Origin of the sequence: Halovivax gelatinilyticus, assembly GCF_024300625.1 — an archaeon.
Taxonomy (GTDB): domain Archaea; phylum Halobacteriota; class Halobacteria; order Halobacteriales; family Natrialbaceae; genus Halovivax; species Halovivax gelatinilyticus.
Window position 1 is genome coordinate 634,227 of sequence record NZ_CP101322.1, and the last position, 16,626, is coordinate 650,852.

Genomic DNA, 16,626 nt, shown 5'->3' on the forward strand with positions numbered 1-16,626 from the left:
GGCCCTATTCCACGGCCGCTACGGCCGCACACGTTCTCAGTCGTCCGCGGCGGCGGCTTCGGCCTCCGATTCGGCGGGAGCCTCCCGATCTATCTCGTCTAAGTACTCGTCGGCGTCGAGGGCGGCTTTCGAGCCCATCCCGGCCGCCGTGACGGCTTGCTGGTAGTGAAAGTCGACCACGTCGCCCGCCCCGAAGATGCCGGGAACGTCCGTTTCGGTCTGGCCGCCGCCCTCGCCCCCGCGAGTCTTCAGGTAGCCCTCGTCGTCCATCTCGACGCCGGTGGCCTCGAGGTAGTCCGTGTTCGGCGTGTGGCCGATCGCGAGAAAGACCGCGCCGACGTCGAAGTCGAACCGTTCGGTCTCGGGATCGTCGAGCTTGTCCGTCGGGTGACCATCCGGATGGCTGGCGAGCGTGACGTGATCGACACCGTCCGCCGGCGAGCCGTGTACTTCGAGCAACTCGGTGTTGCGCATGATCTCGATGTCGCCCGCCTCGACCTGCTCTTCGACGCGGTCGATCCAGTACTGCTCTGCGCGAAACTCCTCGCGGCGGTGGGCGATGTAGACGGTGTCTGCGAACTTCGTGAGAAACGACGCTTCCTCCATCGCGGCGTCGCCACCGCCGACGACCAGCATGTCCTCGTCGCGGAAGAACGCCCCGTCGCAGGTCGCACACGTCGAGAGCCCGTAGCCCATCAGTTCGTCCTCGCCGGGAACGCCGAGCGTGCGAGCGCTCGCACCCGAGGCGGCGATCACGACGTCGGCGGTGTAGACGTCGCCGTTGGTGAGCGTGACGCGGAACGGCCGGTCGCTCGCGTCGACGGAATCGACGATCCCGTTTTTCGTCTCGGCACCGAACCGGCGAGCCTGTTCTTTCATGTTGTTCACCAGTTCGGGACCGCTGATTCCCTCTGGGAAGCCGGGATAGTTCGCGACATCGGTCGTCAGGGTCAGCTGACCGCCCGGCTCGTCGCCCTCGATGACGAGCGGGTCGTTGTTCGCACGAGCGGCGTAGATCGCCGCGGTGAGCCCGGCGATACCGGTTCCGGCGATGATGACACGGTGGTGGGCGACGACGTCGTCGGCCGCCGTGGCGTCGTCCAGTCCGAGCAACTCGTCGAGTTCGCCCGTTTCCTCGAGCGCGCTGGTCTCGTCCCAGCCGCCGAGCAGTTCGTCGTCGACGAACACCTCAGGGGCGGTCTTTCGGCCGTCGGCCCGCTCGACCATCTCGGAGAACAGCGCCTCGTCGCCGCTTACGTTGTACGTCTCGTACTCGATTCCCTTCGCGTCGAAGAGATCTTTCGCGTTTTCACAGTAGGGACACTCGTCCTTCGTGTAGATCTCGACGCGCGCCTGCTCGCTCATACCAACGCGTACGAAAACGGCTCCTATACGCCTTGCGTTCTCAGCGACCCGTCCGTGACGAGGCGACGATTCGACGCGAGACAGGCGGTCCACCGAGTCGACGGGCTTAGCAGGGGGCAGAACGCACTGACATGTATGCCCGCCGAACTCGCCGAGAAGACAGACCGGTACGAGAATTTGCTGGCCGACGCGGTTGCAGAGGCGGAGATCGCCGCCCAGCCGGGGACGCCGCTCGCCGACGCCGCCGAAGAGTGCTTCGAGATGGCGACGTCCTACCTCGAAGATGGCCGCCACTTTCGCGAAGAGGACGATCTCGTCAACGCGCTGGCGTCGTTCTCCTACGGTCACGCCTGGCTCGACGCCGGTGCACGTGTCGGATTGTTCTCGGTCCCAACTGAGGGACACCTTTTTACGGTTTGAGTAACCGTCGGCCCCACATTTGTCACGAATGATCCTCCAGTTTTCGAAAGGTACTTTACTGTTTGGCCGGTGTGTTTATATTGCAGACGACAGGTTTAAGTGCTCGCGACGATTACAGTAGGTTAGCTGGTGCCCAGGGAGCATTTCTTCTGGTTTCCCCACCCTGGAGCCACGAGTAACGATCCATCATGACAGATACACGCATCCGAACCCACGCGAGCGATCGGGAACGAACCGATCAGAAACAGGAGACCGAATCGGTCGGTGCCGACGAGCGCGAGCACTGCCCGGAGTGTGGCGGCCGGCTCGTCTCCGATCAGGAACACGCCGAAACCGTCTGTACCGACTGCGGACTGGTCGTCGAAGAGAACGAAATCGATCGCGGCCCCGAGTGGCGCGCGTTCGACAGCGCAGAGCGGGACAAGAAGTCTCGCGTCGGCGCACCGACGACGAAGATGATGCACGACCAGGGACTCTCGACCAACATCGGCTGGCAGGACAAAGACGCCTACGGCAAGTCGCTGTCGAGCCGCCAGCGCCAGAAGATGCAGCGGCTTCGGACCTGGAACGAGCGCTTCCGCACGCGCGACTCGAAGGAACGAAATCTCAAGCAGGCCCTCGGCGAGATCGACCGCATGGCGAGCGCCCTCGGACTACCGGAGAACGTCCGTGAGACCGCCTCGGTCATCTACCGCCGGGCGCTCGAAGAGGACCTCCTGCCGGGCCGGTCGATCGAAGGCGTCGCCACCGCGTCGCTCTACGCCGCCGCCCGCCAGGCCGGCACGCCGCGCAGCCTCGACGAGATCTCGCAGGTGAGCCGCGTCGACCGCATGGAACTCACCCGGACGTACCGATACGTCGTCCGCGAGCTCTCGCTCGAGGTCAAACCCGCCGATCCGGAGCACTACGTTCCCCGATTCGTCAGCGGACTCGATCTCTCCGACGAGACCGAGCGAACGTCGCGAGAACTGCTCGAGTCGGCCCGCGGAAAGGGCGTCCACTCGGGGAAGAGCCCGGTCGGACTCGCCGCCGCCGCCGTTTACGCCGCCGCGTTGCTCACCAACGAGAAGGTGACCCAGAACGAAGTCAGCGAGGTGGCTAACATCTCCGAGGTCACGATTCGCAACCGCTACAAGGAACTGCTCGAATCCTCGGAGATGGCTGCCCCGGCCTGAATCGGACCGGCGATCGGCGTATGCGTGTCGAGTTCGCGCGCGGATCTGGCGTCCTTTGTTGCACGATTTCGATCTGAGAGTGACTCCTCACCGTCTTTGCACACCCTTTTTCGGCGTCCGCTTGCGAATGAGCACAGCTCCACGACTTCGATTTCGGGCGACAACGTTTTTGGTGTCTGGTGTGCAATGGCGTGCCATGGACGAGACAACGGTCAGTTTACTCTGTCCCGAGTGTACGAAAGATTGGCAGCGACCGCCGTCCGACCTCCCGTCTCCCGCCGACCTCTTTCACTGTCCCAACTGCCACGCGAGCCGAAGAACGGCAGAGTTTACGCGAACTGACCGGGACTTACAGACGTTGAAAACGCTCGGTTGAACCGCTCTCTCGTCACAAAATACGAGTATCGCTCCCCTACGAGTGTCAACCTGAGCCTACAGCCGCCGATCCGAGCGAGTAACACTCAATTACCACGATCGTCGACTGCGATGAACGTCGACGGTCCGGATTCACCCGTTATGACACCCGAACTATGTGAACAGTCAATTACGTAACGAAACGAAATATTACACGGACTCCTTCACGTGATTTCTCTCAGTCAATCACGGAGTGAGACGTATCAGGTATCACATACCCAGAGGGGAATATCCCGGGATGCGTGGTAACGCGACTCAGGATAATAATATAACCCTGCAGTTGGTATGGTGAGTTGGTTATGAAGAAGCAGGAGCTCATTCACCTTCACGGACTTCTCGCAGAGGTATCGAACCAGTGTTCGACATGGGAGAACTGCTCGATCGACCTCGGTGAGTACGAGTCGCTCGGCATTCGACCGACGTCAATTCACAAATCGAAAACGGACCACAAAGACGCTGTTTTTGCGCTTGCGGGCGGTATCACGGAACACATGACGGGATCCGAAGAGACGGAGACCGTCGCGGCAACTGCGGACTGATATCATTGCGGTCTCGGTCGTCCCATCGCTCATAGCGGCTGTCACGGACGAACGAATCACCTACCTATCTCCTACTGACATCGAGCGTCGAATCGACGACAGAAAATCACTCGACGAGATCTTCGAATTCGGGAAGGACGTCGTCGTCGGTCGATTCGTCGGTCGACGGCTCGGAGTCGCCGAGTTCGTCTGCGACCGCGTCGAGTTGCTCGTCGAAGTCCGGATCCACATCGTCTTCGTCCGACTTCACGTCTGACTCTTCGCCATCGTCGTCGGATTCGACAGACTCGTCGGTCGAGTCGTCCTCGTCTTCGTCCGGTAACTCTTCGACCTCGAGGACTTCGAGCGGGATGTTTTCGAGTCGCTGGCCGATCTCCTTTCTCGCGATTCGTGCGGCGTGTTCGTCGCGCTCGACGTTGAACACGGTCATCTCGAGTTCGAGCGCGACGAGCGCCTCGTCGGCCGCGATGAACGCGGGTGGCAACTCCTCACCGGACGGCGAAGTCCGCTCGCCCATATTGATCTCGACGTAATTTAGATCGGGATTCAACATCTCACCAGTCTTCGAAATCGCGATCCGAATCGCTTCATCCGGCGTACTCACGTCGAACACCGGAACGGCGGCTTCGACGACGACCCGACAGTGCATGACTCGCTATTCGGTGGCATGCAGTATCAAGGTTCGCCCCGGTGTCGACCGATGGACCGTCGTGGGCCCCGTTCGCGCCAACGGCCCGACGATCCCGTGTCGAAACGCAAATGGCCGTCCGTCCGCTCTGACCGACCGATGGAAACGGGGTCGATTTCGAACGACGAACTCGTCGGCGGGTTCGACGCGTTCCTGACGATCGAGAGCGGACAGACCTACCGCTGGACGCGAAGCGACGGCGCGATCTACGCCGGCCGGCAGAACCCCGACGCCTGGTACGAACTCGCGATCGACGGCGAGGTCGTCAGGGCTCGCCCGACCGAAACCGGCCTGAAGTGGCGGTCGACGACCGACGCCGATCCGATCTTGAGGCGGCGACTCCGGCTCGACGACGACCTAGAGCGGATCGTCGCCGCCGCGCCGGACGACCCATTGCTCCAGGAGGCGTACGCGGCTCATCGAGGGCTTCGACTCGTGACGGATCCGCCGTTCGGAACCCTGATCGCGTTCATCTGCTCGTCCCAGATGCGCGTCGAACGCATCCACCGGATGGTCACCACGCTCGCTCGCGAGTACGGCACCGAACTCGAGTTCGACGGTCACACGTACTACGACTTTCCGACCCCGGAGCAGCTCGCGACGGCAACCGAGGCCGAGTTGCGAGACCTCGGACTGGGATACCGAGCGCCGTACGTCGTCGAGACGGCGCGGATGGTCGCCGACGGGGTCGCTCATCCGGAAGACGCCCGAGAGCTGCCTTACGAAGAAGCGCGCGAGTACCTTACCCGATTCGTCGGCGTCGGCGACAAAGTCGCAGACTGCGTCTTACTCTTTTCGCTCGGCTTCGACGAGGCCGTCCCGCTCGACACCTGGATCAAGACCGCCATCGCCGACTACTACCCAGACTGCGACCGGGGGAACTACGCGAAGACCTCGCGGGCGATACGCGAGCGATTCGGCGGGACCGACGCCGGCTACGCTCAGACGTACGTCTTTCACCACCTCAGAACGGGTGCGGCGACCACCGAACCAGTCGAGTAGTCGTCCCAAATCGATAGACTGTCGACACGTATATGATAGGATTCGCCGAATGTGTAGGCGTGGTCCGGCCTACGAGTCAAACTGACAGGTTTTCGTGTCGGAGTTTTTATCAGGATGAATGATTTTTACCGTCGCGAATTCCGGCGGTGTGTTACCGTTTCGTTCCCAACGGGTCATCACAAACCAATTCTCTCGCGGAGATTCCAGTTCGTCTGGCCAATCGCCTATCGGTAGCTCGAAAATAACGTGTTCGTCATCAATAGATACATCTGGACACCACATCGAGCGCATCTCCGCATCAAAGTTGCATGCAAATGCGGCAATGAACTCAGCGCTGCCATCAAACTCGAGAAATTCCCGATAGACGGGCTCTCTATCTTCATCGATAGTTATCGCCGCTGCTGCCTCGTCGGAGTTCGTGAATAAATCTGCTGTAAACGGTGAGCTGGTCCATCGATCGGCGTTTTCAGCAAATAATGGTTGGTTGTTTATTCCAAACGCAATATTTTTCATCTGGACCTCGGCGTCGTCGCTAGATAATACATTTGAACAACCTGCACTTATCACGGGGAGAGCCACTGCAGCCGTGAGGAGGGACCGTCTGCTATGCATTATAGCGTGCATCGATGTCCTTTAGCATAAGTTATTTCATGTTTACTTCTCCCGAGTATAACGAGTGTAACATTCACAATTTGAATGGAGAGTGAGATAGAGGTCCCCCATCAGCACGAGGCGGTGCAAAATGACGGTGGCCTGGTGTTAGAAGGTGCATCTCGAACCGATCACTCCCGGTAATCGTCGCGACCGCGAATCGCCCAGTAGGCCTGCGAGACGAGCGTGACGAAAAAGACCACCGACAGCACCGCGACCACGATTAGTGCAGCCGTGCGACCGAGCAGCCACCACGTTGCGCCGCCGGCGAGGACGACGAAGAGGACGCTCCCCGCCAGTAACTCCGCTAACTCGCGAAGCGTCGCCCGACTGGTGGAGACGTCGACGAACTCGTCTTCGAGGCGATCCAGCAGCGACATCGTCGAGTCGTTCATCGACCGAAGTCACCAAGGGTCGTCTGGTTTCGCTTCAGCGGCTGCGAATCGTAGCCGTACTCGGTCGCGAGTACGTCAGCGAACGCCTCGTCGTAGCCGTGGTGCGTGTAGACGAGGTCGGGGTCGATCGCCTCGACGGTCGCGATCAGTTCGTCGAAGTCGCAGTGGTCGGTCAGCGGAAACGTGACGTCGTAACCGCCCCGATACCGGTAGGAGTCGTCGACGGCCCAGCCGGAAAAGCCCGCCTTCAGCGCGCCGGTCGACTCGGCGATCTCGTCGACCCACCCGCGACGGGACTGATTCGACGGCAGGACGACGATCTCGTCCGTGAGCGGATCCCGGGTGGACCGTTCGGCCGAGACGCCGGCTCGCTCGCGCAGTTCGTCCGGGTCAGTCGGTCGGCCCGAAAACTCGAGGTCGGTCGCCGACGCGATCGCCCGGTTGACGTCGTCGATCGTCGACGTGACGAGAACGTCTCGATCGGCCGCTTCGCGGGCGAGCCACTGCACCTTCTGTGCGCGTCCGAGCGAGTAGCCGAACAGAAAGAGCGGGCGGTCGTCGTGTTCGCGAATCCACTCGCGGATCGCGGTGTCCAGTTCGGCCTGCGGCGGGAACCGATAGCGCGGGTGGCCGTAGGTCGTCTCCATCACCAGGACGTCGGCCTCGATCGCCGACGGGTCGAACCCGTCGAGATAGGCCCGATCGCGCGTCGAGAAGTCGCCGGTGTAGCAGTAGCGGGTTCCGTCGCCCGCTTCGATTATCGCCGCCCGCGAGCCGACGACGTGGCCCGCCGGGACGAGGTCGATGCCGGGTGCGGACTCGACGAAGTCGAAGTCGACGCCCGTCCGTGCGGTAGCGATCGCCGCCGTCTCGGTCGAACAGACGACCGTCTCGGGGCTCGAACTGAACGTGTGATCGGCGTGGGCGTGGCTGACGACGTTGACGTCGCCCGCGGCCGAGCGCGCGTCGGCGACGACCAGCCGGCCCACGTCGAAGTGGATGCCGTCCCGGTGGGTGACGCGACGATTCACTGGCCGGTGTAGGGTCTGGACCGATGTCGACCTGTCGGTGCGATTCGCTCGACCCGGCGTGTGTCTGAGACGAATCGGAGGCATCGTCGGCCGACGTGGGCGAGGCCGAGCCGACGGACGGTGAGTCGCGTGATAATTTTTGACGCCGGCACTCGAAGATGGCCCCATGAGCGAGCGAACGCGTGCACACGTTTTCGTTTCGGGGACGGTTCAGGGAGTCTACTACCGAGCGAACACCAGAGACGCCGCCAGGGAGGCGGGCCTCGACGGCTGGGTGAAGAACCTCCCGGACGGGCGCGTCGAGGTCGTGTTCGAGGGCCCCGAAGACGCCGTCGAGGCGGTGGTCGAGTGGTGTCACGAGGGCAGTCCGGCCGCCGACGTCTCGGACGTCGCGGTCGACTACGCGGAGCCGGAGGGCGAAGACGGGTTCGAGATCCGCTACTGAGCCGCGCGAGAGGCGTCGAGCCACGGTGGTTCCTCGGTGTAGGCCCACTCGGCCCACTCGGCCTTCTCACCAGAATAGTACGCGCGATAGGCTGCAACGGGGTCACCCGGAACCCTGTACTGCTCGGGCATCGCCTGCGGTTTCGGGGTCGGACTCGCGCTCGAAAAGTCGATCTCGTCCGGATCGATTCGGTCGATCACCGTCCAGCTCTTGTGGTCGGTCACCTTCTCGTACCGCTCGCAAAACTCGGCATTGAGCGCCCGAGCGTGCTCGCGAAGTTCCAGCCAGTTCGCCCGGGATTCGCTCGCCCAGCGGGTGACGGGGTGGTCGCGGTGCGTCGGCCGGTAGAGAAATTCGCGGTCGCAGCCGTTCTCCCGCGCCGCGGTGCAAAGGACCTGGGCAGCCTCCAAGAGCATCTTGTTCACGTGCTGATCGCAGTGGTACCGGGCGGCCAGGCGGGGGTTCTCGTCGAGCCAGAAGACGTTCACGATACGAGAAGGTGACCGACCGTCGAAAGGGTTTCGTCGGGACAAGCGATCAGGGCGAACTTCCCAGGAACGACCACCATCTCCCACACGTTTTTCGCCGGGCCGGTCGAACTCGGAGTATGATCACGGGCGAACGGATGGCGGCGGTCGACGCGAACGCCGCGGCGTTGGGGGTTACACAGGCCCAGTTGATGGAATCGAGCGGGAACGCCGTCGCCCGGACGGTTCGGGACGTGGCTCCGGACGGCGCGACGGTGGCGGTCGTCGCGGGACGCGGAAACAACGGCGGCGACGGCTTCGTCGCGGCCCGGTTTCTCGATGGGACGGAAAACGTAGCCGACGAACCGACGTTCGACGTCACGACCCTGCTTCTCGGCCGGGCCGACCGGATCGGAACGGAGATCGCCCGACGCAACTGGGACGCGCTGGTGGCCGCCGACGCCGACGCTCGGGAGGTGACCGATTCGGCGACGTTCTCGCTACCCGACGCGGATGTCGTCGTCGACGCCATGCTGGGGACCGGCGTCAGCGGCGACCTCCGCGAACCGGCGGCGACCGCGGCCGAAGCGATCGCCGACGCGCCGGCGACCGTCATCTCGGTGGACGTCCCGTCCGGGTTCGACGCGAACGACCCGGGCGAACACTCGAGCGATCCGGACGAGAACGAGTCGGACGACGCCAGAAATCCGGTCGATGCCGATCACGTCGTGACGTTTCACGACACCAAGCCCGGTCTCGAGGCGCTCGACGCGGAGGTCACCGTCGCCGACATCGGCATCCCGGCGGCAGCCGAGCGGTACGTCGGGCCCGGCGACGTCTCGCTCGCCGAACCGGCCGACCGGTCGGGTCGCGCCTACGTCATCGGCGGCGGTCCGTACACCGGCGCGCCGGCGCTCGCTGCACAGGCCGCCCTCAGAGCGGGCATGGAGCTTTCGTTCGTCGCCGCACCCGACGCCGTCGCGAGCCAGATCCAGGGCTACGCCGAAGACCTGATCGTCCAGCCTTACGCGGGCGAACACCTGACGACCGACGAAGTTGACGGGCTGCTCGAGAGCGCGGAGGGCTACGACAACGTCGTCGTCTTCGGTCCCGGGCTGGGACGCGCCGAGGAGAGCCTGGAGGCCGCGCGAGAATTCCTCTCGGCGTACACCGGCCTCGCCGTCGTCGACGCAGAAGCGCTCGCCGTCGTCCCCGAGATCGAGACCGACGCGACACTGGTCTGTACGCCCAATCGAGGCGAACTGGCCCTAATGGGCGGACCCGAAACGGACGACCTCCGGGAGTCGGCGGGCGATATCGAATCCGTCGCGGCGGATCTGGGCCACGTCGTCCTCGCGAAGGGCGTCGACGACGTGATCACCGACGGCGAGCGAACCCGCGTCTGCCGCGTCGGCGTCCCTGGAATGGCCGTCGGCGGCACCGGCGACCTCCTCGCCGGTATAACGGCCGCCCTGCTTGAAGACGCGGAGCCGTTTGAGGCGGCCTGCGCCGCCGCCTACGTCAACGGACGCGTCGGCGAACGACTCGCCGAGCGCTGGGGTCACGGTGACGGTCTCGGGATAACGGCGTCCGACCTGCTAACCGAGATTCCCGGCGTCCTGTGGGGTGAGGGCGATGGGTGACGATCAGCCGACCCGCGACGCCGAGACCGACGCGGCGAGTTCGGACGCAACGGAGGATTCTGCCGGTTCGGAAGGAGACCTCACCCACACCACCGCCGACGGCGACGTCCAGATGGTCGACGTGGGACGGAAGCCGGACACGAGACGGCGGGCCGTGGCCGCCGGCCGGATTCGTCTGCGCGAGAGTACCGTCGAGGCGATCCGGGCCGACGAGGTCGGCAAGGGCGACGTCCTCGCGACCGCCCGCGTCGGGGCGATCCAGGCCGTCAAGCACACCTGGGAGACGATTCCGATGTGTCACCAGATTCCGATCACGAACGTCGAGACCGACTTCGAACTCGGGGACGACGCCATAGAGATCGACGTCGCCGTCGAGACGACCGGCAAGACGGGCTGCGAGATGGAGGCCCTCGAAGGCGTGACGACCGGACTGAACGTCGTCTGGGACATGGTCAAAGCCGTCGAGAAAGACGACGACGGGGGGTATCCGGAGACGCGTATCGAGGACGTTCGGGTGCTAGAGAAGCGAAAGGATGCGATCGATACGTGACAGTGGAGAGGGACAGAAGGTACTTTTCGCCGCGTCCACTACGGCAGGGTATGACCGAGGGGCAGGACGGACCTGCGGGAGACGAGAAGCCGACACCGGATCCGGAACCCGTCGCCGATCCGAGTGACGCGTTCCAGGCGCTCGGGAACGAGATCAGGACGGACATCCTGTCGACGGTCCTCGACGCCTCGGATCGCGACACCGCCAGCCTCTCCTTTTCGACGCTGTTCGACGCGTCAGACGTCGACACCACGGCGGGATTCTCCTATCACCTCGACGAACTCGTCGGGCCGTACCTCGAGAAGGACGACAGCGGCTACGCGTTGACCTACGCCGGGCGCAAGGTCGCCCGTGCCGTCGAGGCGGGCGCCTACACGGACCGGGTGTCTGGGTCGTCGGTCCCCATCGACGATCCGTGTCCGTTCTGTGCGGAGCCTCGTCTCGCAGCGACGACGAGCGACAACGTGGTGACGATCGACTGCGGTGACTGCGATCGATCGATCCTCACGCTCGGCTTCCCGCCGACGGGCTTTACCGCCCACGAGGATCGCCTCCCCGAGGCGTTCGACCGCCATCACCGCCATCGGCTCTCCCTGCTTTCCGACGGGGTTTGTCCGGAGTGTAGCGGACGCGTCGACCGTGACATCACCCCGATCACCGCGGACGGGGGCGAACCGATCGCACCGGCTCAGTCCGACGAATCGGACGCCGTTCCGGAGCCAGTCCAGACGACGTTCGTGTGTCGCCAGTGTGGCTACGACCTCCGCTGTCCCGTCACGCTCACCGTCCTCGAGCACCCGGCCGTCGTGTCATTTTACGACGATCACGACGAATCGGTCCGGGAGCGTCCCATCTGGAACGTCGGCCGCGAGTGGCGCGAGACGCCGCTTTCGTACGACCCGATCGCCGTCTGCGTCTCCGTTACGCTAGAGGAGGAGACGCTGGAGTGTTACGTCGACGAAACGGGATCGGTCGTCACAACGCGACGACTCGACGAATCGAGCGGAGACAGCGAGTCGAGTCGTGCAGGCGACGACGCGACCGATGTCGACGCCGAGTCGGCCGCGAAAGCGGACGCCGCCTGAATCGATTCCCCTGGCGGCGATCCTCAGGAGGCCACGTTTTCGAGAACGTCTGCGATCTCCGCTGTCGATCGGCGGGCGGTTGCCGATCCTCGCCCGATCGTGAGACACTCGTAGGCAGACGGATTCGGCTCATTATCGGTTTTTGCGAGGGCACCGAGCGCCATCGAAACGCCGTCCGAAGCGGTGAGTTCGTCGGTCGGCGTCGTTTCGAGGACGTCCTCTAGGCGCTCTCTGAGGTCCGAAGTCGCGTCCCCGATACCCACGGCCTGCCAGCCGTACGGCGTCCCGCCGGGTTCTACCTCGAACAGGTGACCCGTCCCGTCGGCCTCGTCGGTTCCCCGCTTCGGGGTGGAGACACTTCGGGTCGGGTCGACGCCCGCGACCAGCAGTGCGGCCCCGAACGGTCGCGATCCGGCCGTCTGTGTCGACTCCTGAACGTGATCGGCGAGTGCGGTCGTCACGGACTCGACGGGAGCCCGTTCGCCGTACTGGAGTCGATGGCGCTGCGCGACCACTCGAGCGTGCTCGACGAGTTGGCGGGCGTCAGCGGCGTGGCCCGCCGACGCGATGGCGAGGTGGTCGTCGACGGGCGGTCGTGTTCGAGTTCGTACAGCCGACGTTCTGCGCGAAGCTGGTCGACCAGCGACTGTGCATCGCTCACCCCGCCGGCGAAGGCGACCGCTGCGCGATTCCCGATCGGTTCGACCTTCTGCATCGACTGGTTCGTTACGAACCGCCCGCCGAGGCTCGCTCGCGCATCCGCTCCGATGACGACGCCGTCGGAACCGGCGAGTCCGACCACCGTCGTCCCTGTGGTGAGTTCGGTCGATACATCCGCAGTCGTCGTGTGCGCGGTCGTTTCTGGAACCGCGCCGTCGATTCGGTCCATACCCGGAACACGGTCCAACCCGGAATAATTGTTAGCTAAAATATATTTTAGCCGGATCGGGGAACGAACGTCGGACGACCGCCGTCGCCGATCCGGATCCACGAGGGCCACTCGACTCGCCGGGTCAGTGGGTCTAAGTAGTCGCTCGCGCAAGCCCGACACATGACGCTGTTCGGGACGGCCGGAATCAGGGGGCCGGTCGCGGAGACGGTGACGCCGTCGCTGGCGATGGCGGTCGGGCGAGCGGTCGCTCGCGACGCGGAGGGAGCCACCGTCGTCCTCGGATACGACGGACGCGAGACGAGCGAGACGCTCGCGGCGGCGATGGCCGCCGGGCTCTCGGCCGGTGGAGCGGCGGTCCGACGACTCGGTCGCGTCCCGACGCCGACGCTCGCGTACGCCTCGCGCGGCCAGCGCGGGGTGATGATCACGGCCAGTCACAACCCGCCGGCGGACAACGGGATCAAACTCTTCTGCGACGGCGTCGAGTACGATCGCGACGCCGAACGGGCGATCGAAACGGGCGTCGAAACGGCCCGGGAATCCGCGTGGGATCGGTGGGGGACCATCGAACGGGCAGACGCCATGGGCGAGTACCTGGCGGACGTCGCCGCGTACGTCGGCGAGCGATTCGAGGGCCTGAGGGCCGAAGAGGGCCGGCCGCTCGACGGACTCTCGATCGCCGTCGACTGCGGGACCGGCGTCGGCGGGGAGGCGACCCCGCAGGTGCTCGGCCGTCTCGGCGCCGACGTCACCGCACTCAACGCCAACGTCGACGGCCACTTCCCGGCCAGAGAGAGCAAGCCCACGCCGGAAACGCTGACCGACCTCGCCGCGTTCCTCGAAGAAGGGACCGACGACCTCGGGCTCGCTCACGACGGCGACGCCGATAGACTCGTCGTGCTCGGTCCGGACGGGACCGTCGTCCACGAGGACACCGTCCTCGCCGTCGTCGCGGCCCACTACGTCGAGGAATCTACCGCATCCGACCCCGTCGTCGTGACGACGCCGAACGCCTCGGCCCGGATCGACGAGCGAGTTCGAGCGGCGGGCGGGCGGGTCGAGCGCGTCCGACTCGGCGCGCTCCACGAAGGGATCGCCCGCGTCGAGGAGGCGGCGAGCAACGGGACGGCCGGCAGCGCCAGTGAGACGGCCGTCGTCTTCGCCGCCGAGCCCTGGAAACACATCCATCCCGCGTTCGGCGGCTGGATCGACGGGGTCGTCAGCGCCGCGATGGTCGCCGGCCTCGTCGCGGCGGCGGGCGACGTCGAGACGCTTCGCGACCCGATCACCGAACGACCGTACCGAAAGGTGAGCGTCACGTGTCCCGACGATCGAAAGGAAGCCGTCATGGCCAAGCTCGATTCGGACCTTCCCGAACGCTTCCCAGAGGGAACGGTCGAGACGGACTACGGCGTTCGGATCGAACTCCCCGACGCTTCGTGGCTGCTCGTCCGGCCCAGCGGGACGGAGCCCTACGTCAGGCTGTACGCCGAGAGCGACGAGGTCGAAACGCTCGTCGCGGTTGCGACGAGCGTGATCGAAGCGGCCGTCGAAGAATCGTCCGATGAAAAACCCTCGCGGTAGCCATCGGTAGGCCAATGACGCTTCGAGAGTATACACGGGTATGAACGACCTCGTCGAACGCGCGCGCGAGATTCAGCGAACCGCCCACGTTCCCTACTCCGAGTACCGCGTCGGAGCCGCACTCGAAACGGCCGACGGCACGGTGGTTACGGGCTGTAACCTGGAGAACGTCAACTTCTCGAACAGCCTCCACGCAGAGGAGGTGGCGATCGCCGAAGCCGTCAAGAACGGCCACCGCGAGTTCACCAGGCTGGCCGTCAGCTCCGACCGGCGTGACGGCGTCACCCCCTGTGGAATGTGTCGCCAGACGCTCGCGGAATTCTGCGAGGCCGATCTCGTCGTCGGCTGCGACGAGGGTGACGACGAATCGGGCGAACCGATCGTTGCGGAGTACACCCTGGGCGAGTTGCTCCCGGCGGCGATGAATCAGGAGTACTTGGAGTGAGACGGTACTCGGTCGGGTGAATGTACTAGATCACGTTCTCGAGTCGATCCCGCAGAATCGTCCGGTGACAGCGCTTTTTCGCCGTGGACTCGAAGCACACCAGCGTGATCGAAACGTTCCTCAAAAGAGTGTCAGAGACGATATTTCTCGCGTACCAGGTATGACACGCGTCGGACAACATTATCCCGTTCCAACAGGCGTTTCAGCACGTCAGTACTAGCGTAAGAGGCCTACTCACTTTTCGAAAGGCGCAGATCCGACGTTGCTGAGCCCTCGTGCAACACGAACGTCACGATACCAGCGATGGTTGTCACGCAATAGAGACTGGCTAACTGAATCGTTGACAGCGAGATCGGCCTCGTGTTGACAACTAATATCATCAATAAGAACGCCCAAGTAAGTATGAAGAATATCCATCCATAAATTTCCATCCGATCTGCACTCCCTATGATTTCAACCAATATTAATAATATTAATGATACATATAGTATAATTAGCAACCCGAATATAGTGAAATCCGTAGCTACCATGCGGGAACTCCGATCCGAGCGATTTCATTCACACGTTTGGATTGCATTCCTAACACCATCAGCACCTAGGCAGTTCTTCGTTAAAGAAGCCCTCCGAAACCCTCATTGAGTCATCATTGGCTACACTAAAGTCGGAGCAATTGAAATCCTGTTCCAGAAGCCAACTTTGTTCAACATCCTCTTGGACAGTTACTGTACTAGAGAAACAGTGAACAGTCGAAATGCCAGCAAGTCCTGCCCCAATTAAACATGAACCACACGTAATTCGTGAAGGGTCAAAAATACAAGCACTACATCCCAACCCAGCAAAACCTGCAGTAGCTATCGCTAATGCCGTACAGCCCCACTTAGCATCAGACCCGATCTCAACATCGACCCTGCAACAACCGTCTCCACCATCGCCAGGCCCCTCAATTGGGTCAGTTGAATTGGAACCCAGATCAGTGGAGTCTGTTGCAATTGCATCGTCTCGGAACTCTCGATCCCGAACGCTAATCGTTCCATCATCACACGTTATTACCGAGATCTCATCCCAACCGAACAAACCAGTGGCTCGCTTTCTGCGTTCATTGTTCGGAGTAGGAATTTTTCGGACGTGATGAGCAACCGTATTCTGTGGTAAATCTAGGCCCACTGTGTCGTTCCCGATCCAGATAACGACCATCTCTTCGTCAGCAACGATCTGTCGTCCTGGTATCGTTCTTTCAGCGTCGGCGACGATAAGATCGTAAAAGCCACCGGATTCCGTATTTGTAACTCGTCTCGCTTCTATTTGGTCTTCCAGAATCTGCCACCCACGTGACTCGTTATGGGATTCGATTTTTTGAAACGCATCGTCGGAAAACGCATCTGTAAGGACACGCTGACGAGTATGGCCGTCGAATGATTCGACAGTCACGTCACTCGTATCATCAGCGCTAGTCTCTGCACTAGCTGAATTCACCGAACCGATTCCGATCGACGCCGAACCGATTGATTGAAGTATTTTTCTTCGTTGCATACATCCAATTTCAGCAACAACTATATAATAATTCCCATTGTGATTTCTATTGGCCCTAACCTTCGGTTACTTCCTGCTCGTTCTCGACTATCGATAGATACAAACGGTCTCGTCAAACACTCTCGACCAGCGTGACGGCGTGACTCCCTGTGGAATGTGTCGCCAGAGGCTCGCCGAATTCTGCGAGGCGGATCTCGTCGTCGGCTGCGACGAAGATGACGACGAATCGGGCGAACCGATCGTTGCGGAGTACACCCTGGGCGAGTGGCTTCCCGCAGCGATGAGCCAGGAGTACCTGAAGTGAA

At 62.8% G+C, this 16,626-nt stretch carries 20 protein-coding genes and 1 pseudogene; 12 read left to right on the forward strand and 9 right to left on the reverse strand.

Annotation, left to right across the window (positions count from 1 at the left end; genetic code table 11):
• Nucleotides 1-36: 36 nt before the first annotated feature.
• Entirely contained in the window at nt 37-1,365 is a 1,329-nt protein-coding gene (locus NKH31_RS03055; RefSeq protein WP_254863672.1) for an FAD-dependent oxidoreductase, read from the reverse strand.
• Nucleotides 1,366-1,500: 135 nt separating this feature from the next.
• On the opposite strand from NKH31_RS03055, the gene NKH31_RS03060 reads away from it, so the two are divergent.
• From NKH31_RS03060 to NKH31_RS03075, 4 genes are all read left to right on the forward strand, one after another.
• Nucleotides 1,501-1,785, forward strand: coding sequence for a DUF357 domain-containing protein (locus tag NKH31_RS03060; RefSeq protein ID WP_254863673.1), 285 nt, complete (start codon nt 1,501-1,503; stop codon nt 1,783-1,785).
• A gap of 188 nt (nt 1,786-1,973) precedes the next feature.
• Nucleotides 1,974-2,960, forward strand: a complete 987-nt coding sequence (locus NKH31_RS03065) for a transcription initiation factor IIB (RefSeq protein WP_254863674.1) — start codon at nt 1,974-1,976, stop codon at nt 2,958-2,960.
• Nucleotides 2,961-3,156: 196 nt separating this feature from the next.
• Complete coding sequence (locus NKH31_RS03070; protein WP_254863675.1) at nt 3,157-3,336, forward strand: DUF7836 family putative zinc-binding protein; 180 nt, start codon at nt 3,157-3,159, stop codon at nt 3,334-3,336.
• A gap of 337 nt (nt 3,337-3,673) precedes the next feature.
• Nucleotides 3,674-3,913 carry a UPF0058 family protein gene (locus NKH31_RS03075; protein ID WP_254863676.1) on the forward strand — a complete coding sequence of 80 codons (240 nt, stop codon included), beginning with the start codon at nt 3,674-3,676 and terminating at the stop codon, nt 3,911-3,913.
• A gap of 106 nt (nt 3,914-4,019) precedes the next feature.
• Here the strand turns inward: NKH31_RS03075 and NKH31_RS03080 are convergent, their stop codons facing one another.
• Entirely contained in the window at nt 4,020-4,562 is a 543-nt protein-coding gene (locus NKH31_RS03080; RefSeq protein ID WP_254863677.1) for a DUF555 domain-containing protein, read from the reverse strand.
• 138 nt (nt 4,563-4,700) lie between these two features.
• Between NKH31_RS03080 and NKH31_RS03085 the strand changes: the two genes are divergently transcribed.
• Complete coding sequence (locus tag NKH31_RS03085; RefSeq protein ID WP_254863678.1) at nt 4,701-5,603, forward strand: DNA-3-methyladenine glycosylase family protein; 903 nt, start codon at nt 4,701-4,703, stop codon at nt 5,601-5,603.
• Between the two features lie 69 nt (nt 5,604-5,672).
• Here NKH31_RS03085 and NKH31_RS03090 read toward each other — a convergent pair whose 3' ends face one another.
• The 3 genes from NKH31_RS03090 to NKH31_RS03100 all read right to left on the reverse strand — a co-directional run bounded on the left by NKH31_RS03090 (nt 5,673) and on the right by NKH31_RS03100 (nt 7,680).
• Nucleotides 5,673-6,116: a hypothetical protein gene (locus tag NKH31_RS03090; protein ID WP_254863679.1), complete on the reverse strand. Its 444-nt coding sequence runs from the start codon at nt 6,114-6,116 to the stop codon at nt 5,673-5,675.
• 269 nt (nt 6,117-6,385) lie between these two features.
• Nucleotides 6,386-6,634 carry a hypothetical protein gene (locus NKH31_RS03095; protein ID WP_254864850.1) on the reverse strand — a complete coding sequence of 83 codons (249 nt, stop codon included), beginning with the start codon at nt 6,632-6,634 and terminating at the stop codon, nt 6,386-6,388.
• Between the two features lie 11 nt (nt 6,635-6,645).
• Nucleotides 6,646-7,680, reverse strand: a complete 1,035-nt coding sequence (locus tag NKH31_RS03100; RefSeq protein WP_254863680.1) for an MBL fold metallo-hydrolase — start codon at nt 7,678-7,680, stop codon at nt 6,646-6,648.
• Between the two features lie 166 nt (nt 7,681-7,846).
• Here NKH31_RS03100 and NKH31_RS03105 point away from each other — a divergent pair, with 166 nt between their 5' ends.
• Nucleotides 7,847-8,125: an acylphosphatase gene (locus NKH31_RS03105; protein WP_254863681.1), complete on the forward strand. Its 279-nt coding sequence runs from the start codon at nt 7,847-7,849 to the stop codon at nt 8,123-8,125.
• Here NKH31_RS03105 and NKH31_RS03110 read toward each other — a convergent pair.
• Nucleotides 8,119-8,613, reverse strand: a complete 495-nt coding sequence (locus NKH31_RS03110; protein WP_254863682.1) for a hypothetical protein — start codon at nt 8,611-8,613, stop codon at nt 8,119-8,121. The two genes, NKH31_RS03105 and NKH31_RS03110, sit on opposite strands and share 7 nt — an antisense overlap.
• A 119-nt stretch (nt 8,614-8,732) precedes the next feature.
• Between NKH31_RS03110 and NKH31_RS03115 the strand changes: the two genes are divergently transcribed.
• Genes NKH31_RS03115 through NKH31_RS03125 form a run of 3 tightly spaced genes read left to right on the forward strand, consistent with a single transcriptional unit; the run spans nt 8,733 to nt 11,870 of the window.
• The gene (locus NKH31_RS03115) at nt 8,733-10,235 is read left to right on the forward strand and encodes an NAD(P)H-hydrate dehydratase (protein ID WP_254863683.1); all 1,503 of its coding nucleotides are present in this window, start codon (nt 8,733-8,735) and stop codon (nt 10,233-10,235) included.
• Entirely contained in the window at nt 10,228-10,785 is a 558-nt protein-coding gene (moaC, locus tag NKH31_RS03120; protein ID WP_254863684.1) for a cyclic pyranopterin monophosphate synthase MoaC, read from the forward strand. The genes NKH31_RS03115 and moaC overlap by 8 nt, the downstream gene beginning before the upstream one ends.
• A 50-nt stretch (nt 10,786-10,835) precedes the next feature.
• On the forward strand, nt 10,836-11,870 hold the full coding sequence (locus NKH31_RS03125; RefSeq protein ID WP_254863685.1) for a DUF7351 domain-containing protein: 1,035 nt from the start codon (nt 10,836-10,838) through the stop codon (nt 11,868-11,870).
• A gap of 23 nt (nt 11,871-11,893) precedes the next feature.
• Here the strand turns inward: NKH31_RS03125 and NKH31_RS03130 are convergent, their stop codons facing one another.
• Nucleotides 11,894-12,331 (reverse strand): Ntn hydrolase family protein, encoded by a 438-nt coding sequence (locus tag NKH31_RS03130; RefSeq protein WP_425492301.1) that lies wholly within the window; start codon nt 12,329-12,331, stop codon nt 11,894-11,896.
• On the reverse strand, nt 12,328-12,759 hold the full coding sequence (locus tag NKH31_RS03135) for an Ntn hydrolase family protein (protein WP_254863686.1): 432 nt from the start codon (nt 12,757-12,759) through the stop codon (nt 12,328-12,330). Before NKH31_RS03135 ends, NKH31_RS03130 begins: the two co-directional genes overlap by 4 nt.
• 162 nt (nt 12,760-12,921) lie before the next feature.
• Here NKH31_RS03135 and NKH31_RS03140 point away from each other — a divergent pair, with 162 nt between their 5' ends.
• Together NKH31_RS03140 and cdd are read left to right on the forward strand one after the other, a co-directional pair.
• The gene (locus NKH31_RS03140; protein WP_254863687.1) at nt 12,922-14,346 is read left to right on the forward strand and encodes a phosphohexomutase domain-containing protein; all 1,425 of its coding nucleotides are present in this window, start codon (nt 12,922-12,924) and stop codon (nt 14,344-14,346) included.
• A 40-nt stretch (nt 14,347-14,386) separates the two neighbouring features.
• A complete protein-coding gene (gene cdd / locus NKH31_RS03145) occupies nt 14,387-14,791 on the forward strand; it encodes a cytidine deaminase (RefSeq protein WP_254863688.1) in 405 nt (134 codons plus the stop codon).
• Nucleotides 14,792-15,379: 588 nt separating this feature from the next.
• On the opposite strand, the gene NKH31_RS03150 is transcribed toward cdd, so the two are convergent.
• A complete protein-coding gene (locus NKH31_RS03150) occupies nt 15,380-16,321 on the reverse strand; it encodes a hypothetical protein (RefSeq protein ID WP_254863689.1) in 942 nt (313 codons plus the stop codon).
• Nucleotides 16,322-16,445: 124 nt separating this feature from the next.
• Here NKH31_RS03150 and NKH31_RS03155 point away from each other — a divergent pair.
• A pseudogene (locus tag NKH31_RS03155) lies at nt 16,446-16,625 on the forward strand (cytidine deaminase); the annotation flags it as partial.
• Nucleotide 16,626 lies beyond the last annotated feature (1 nt).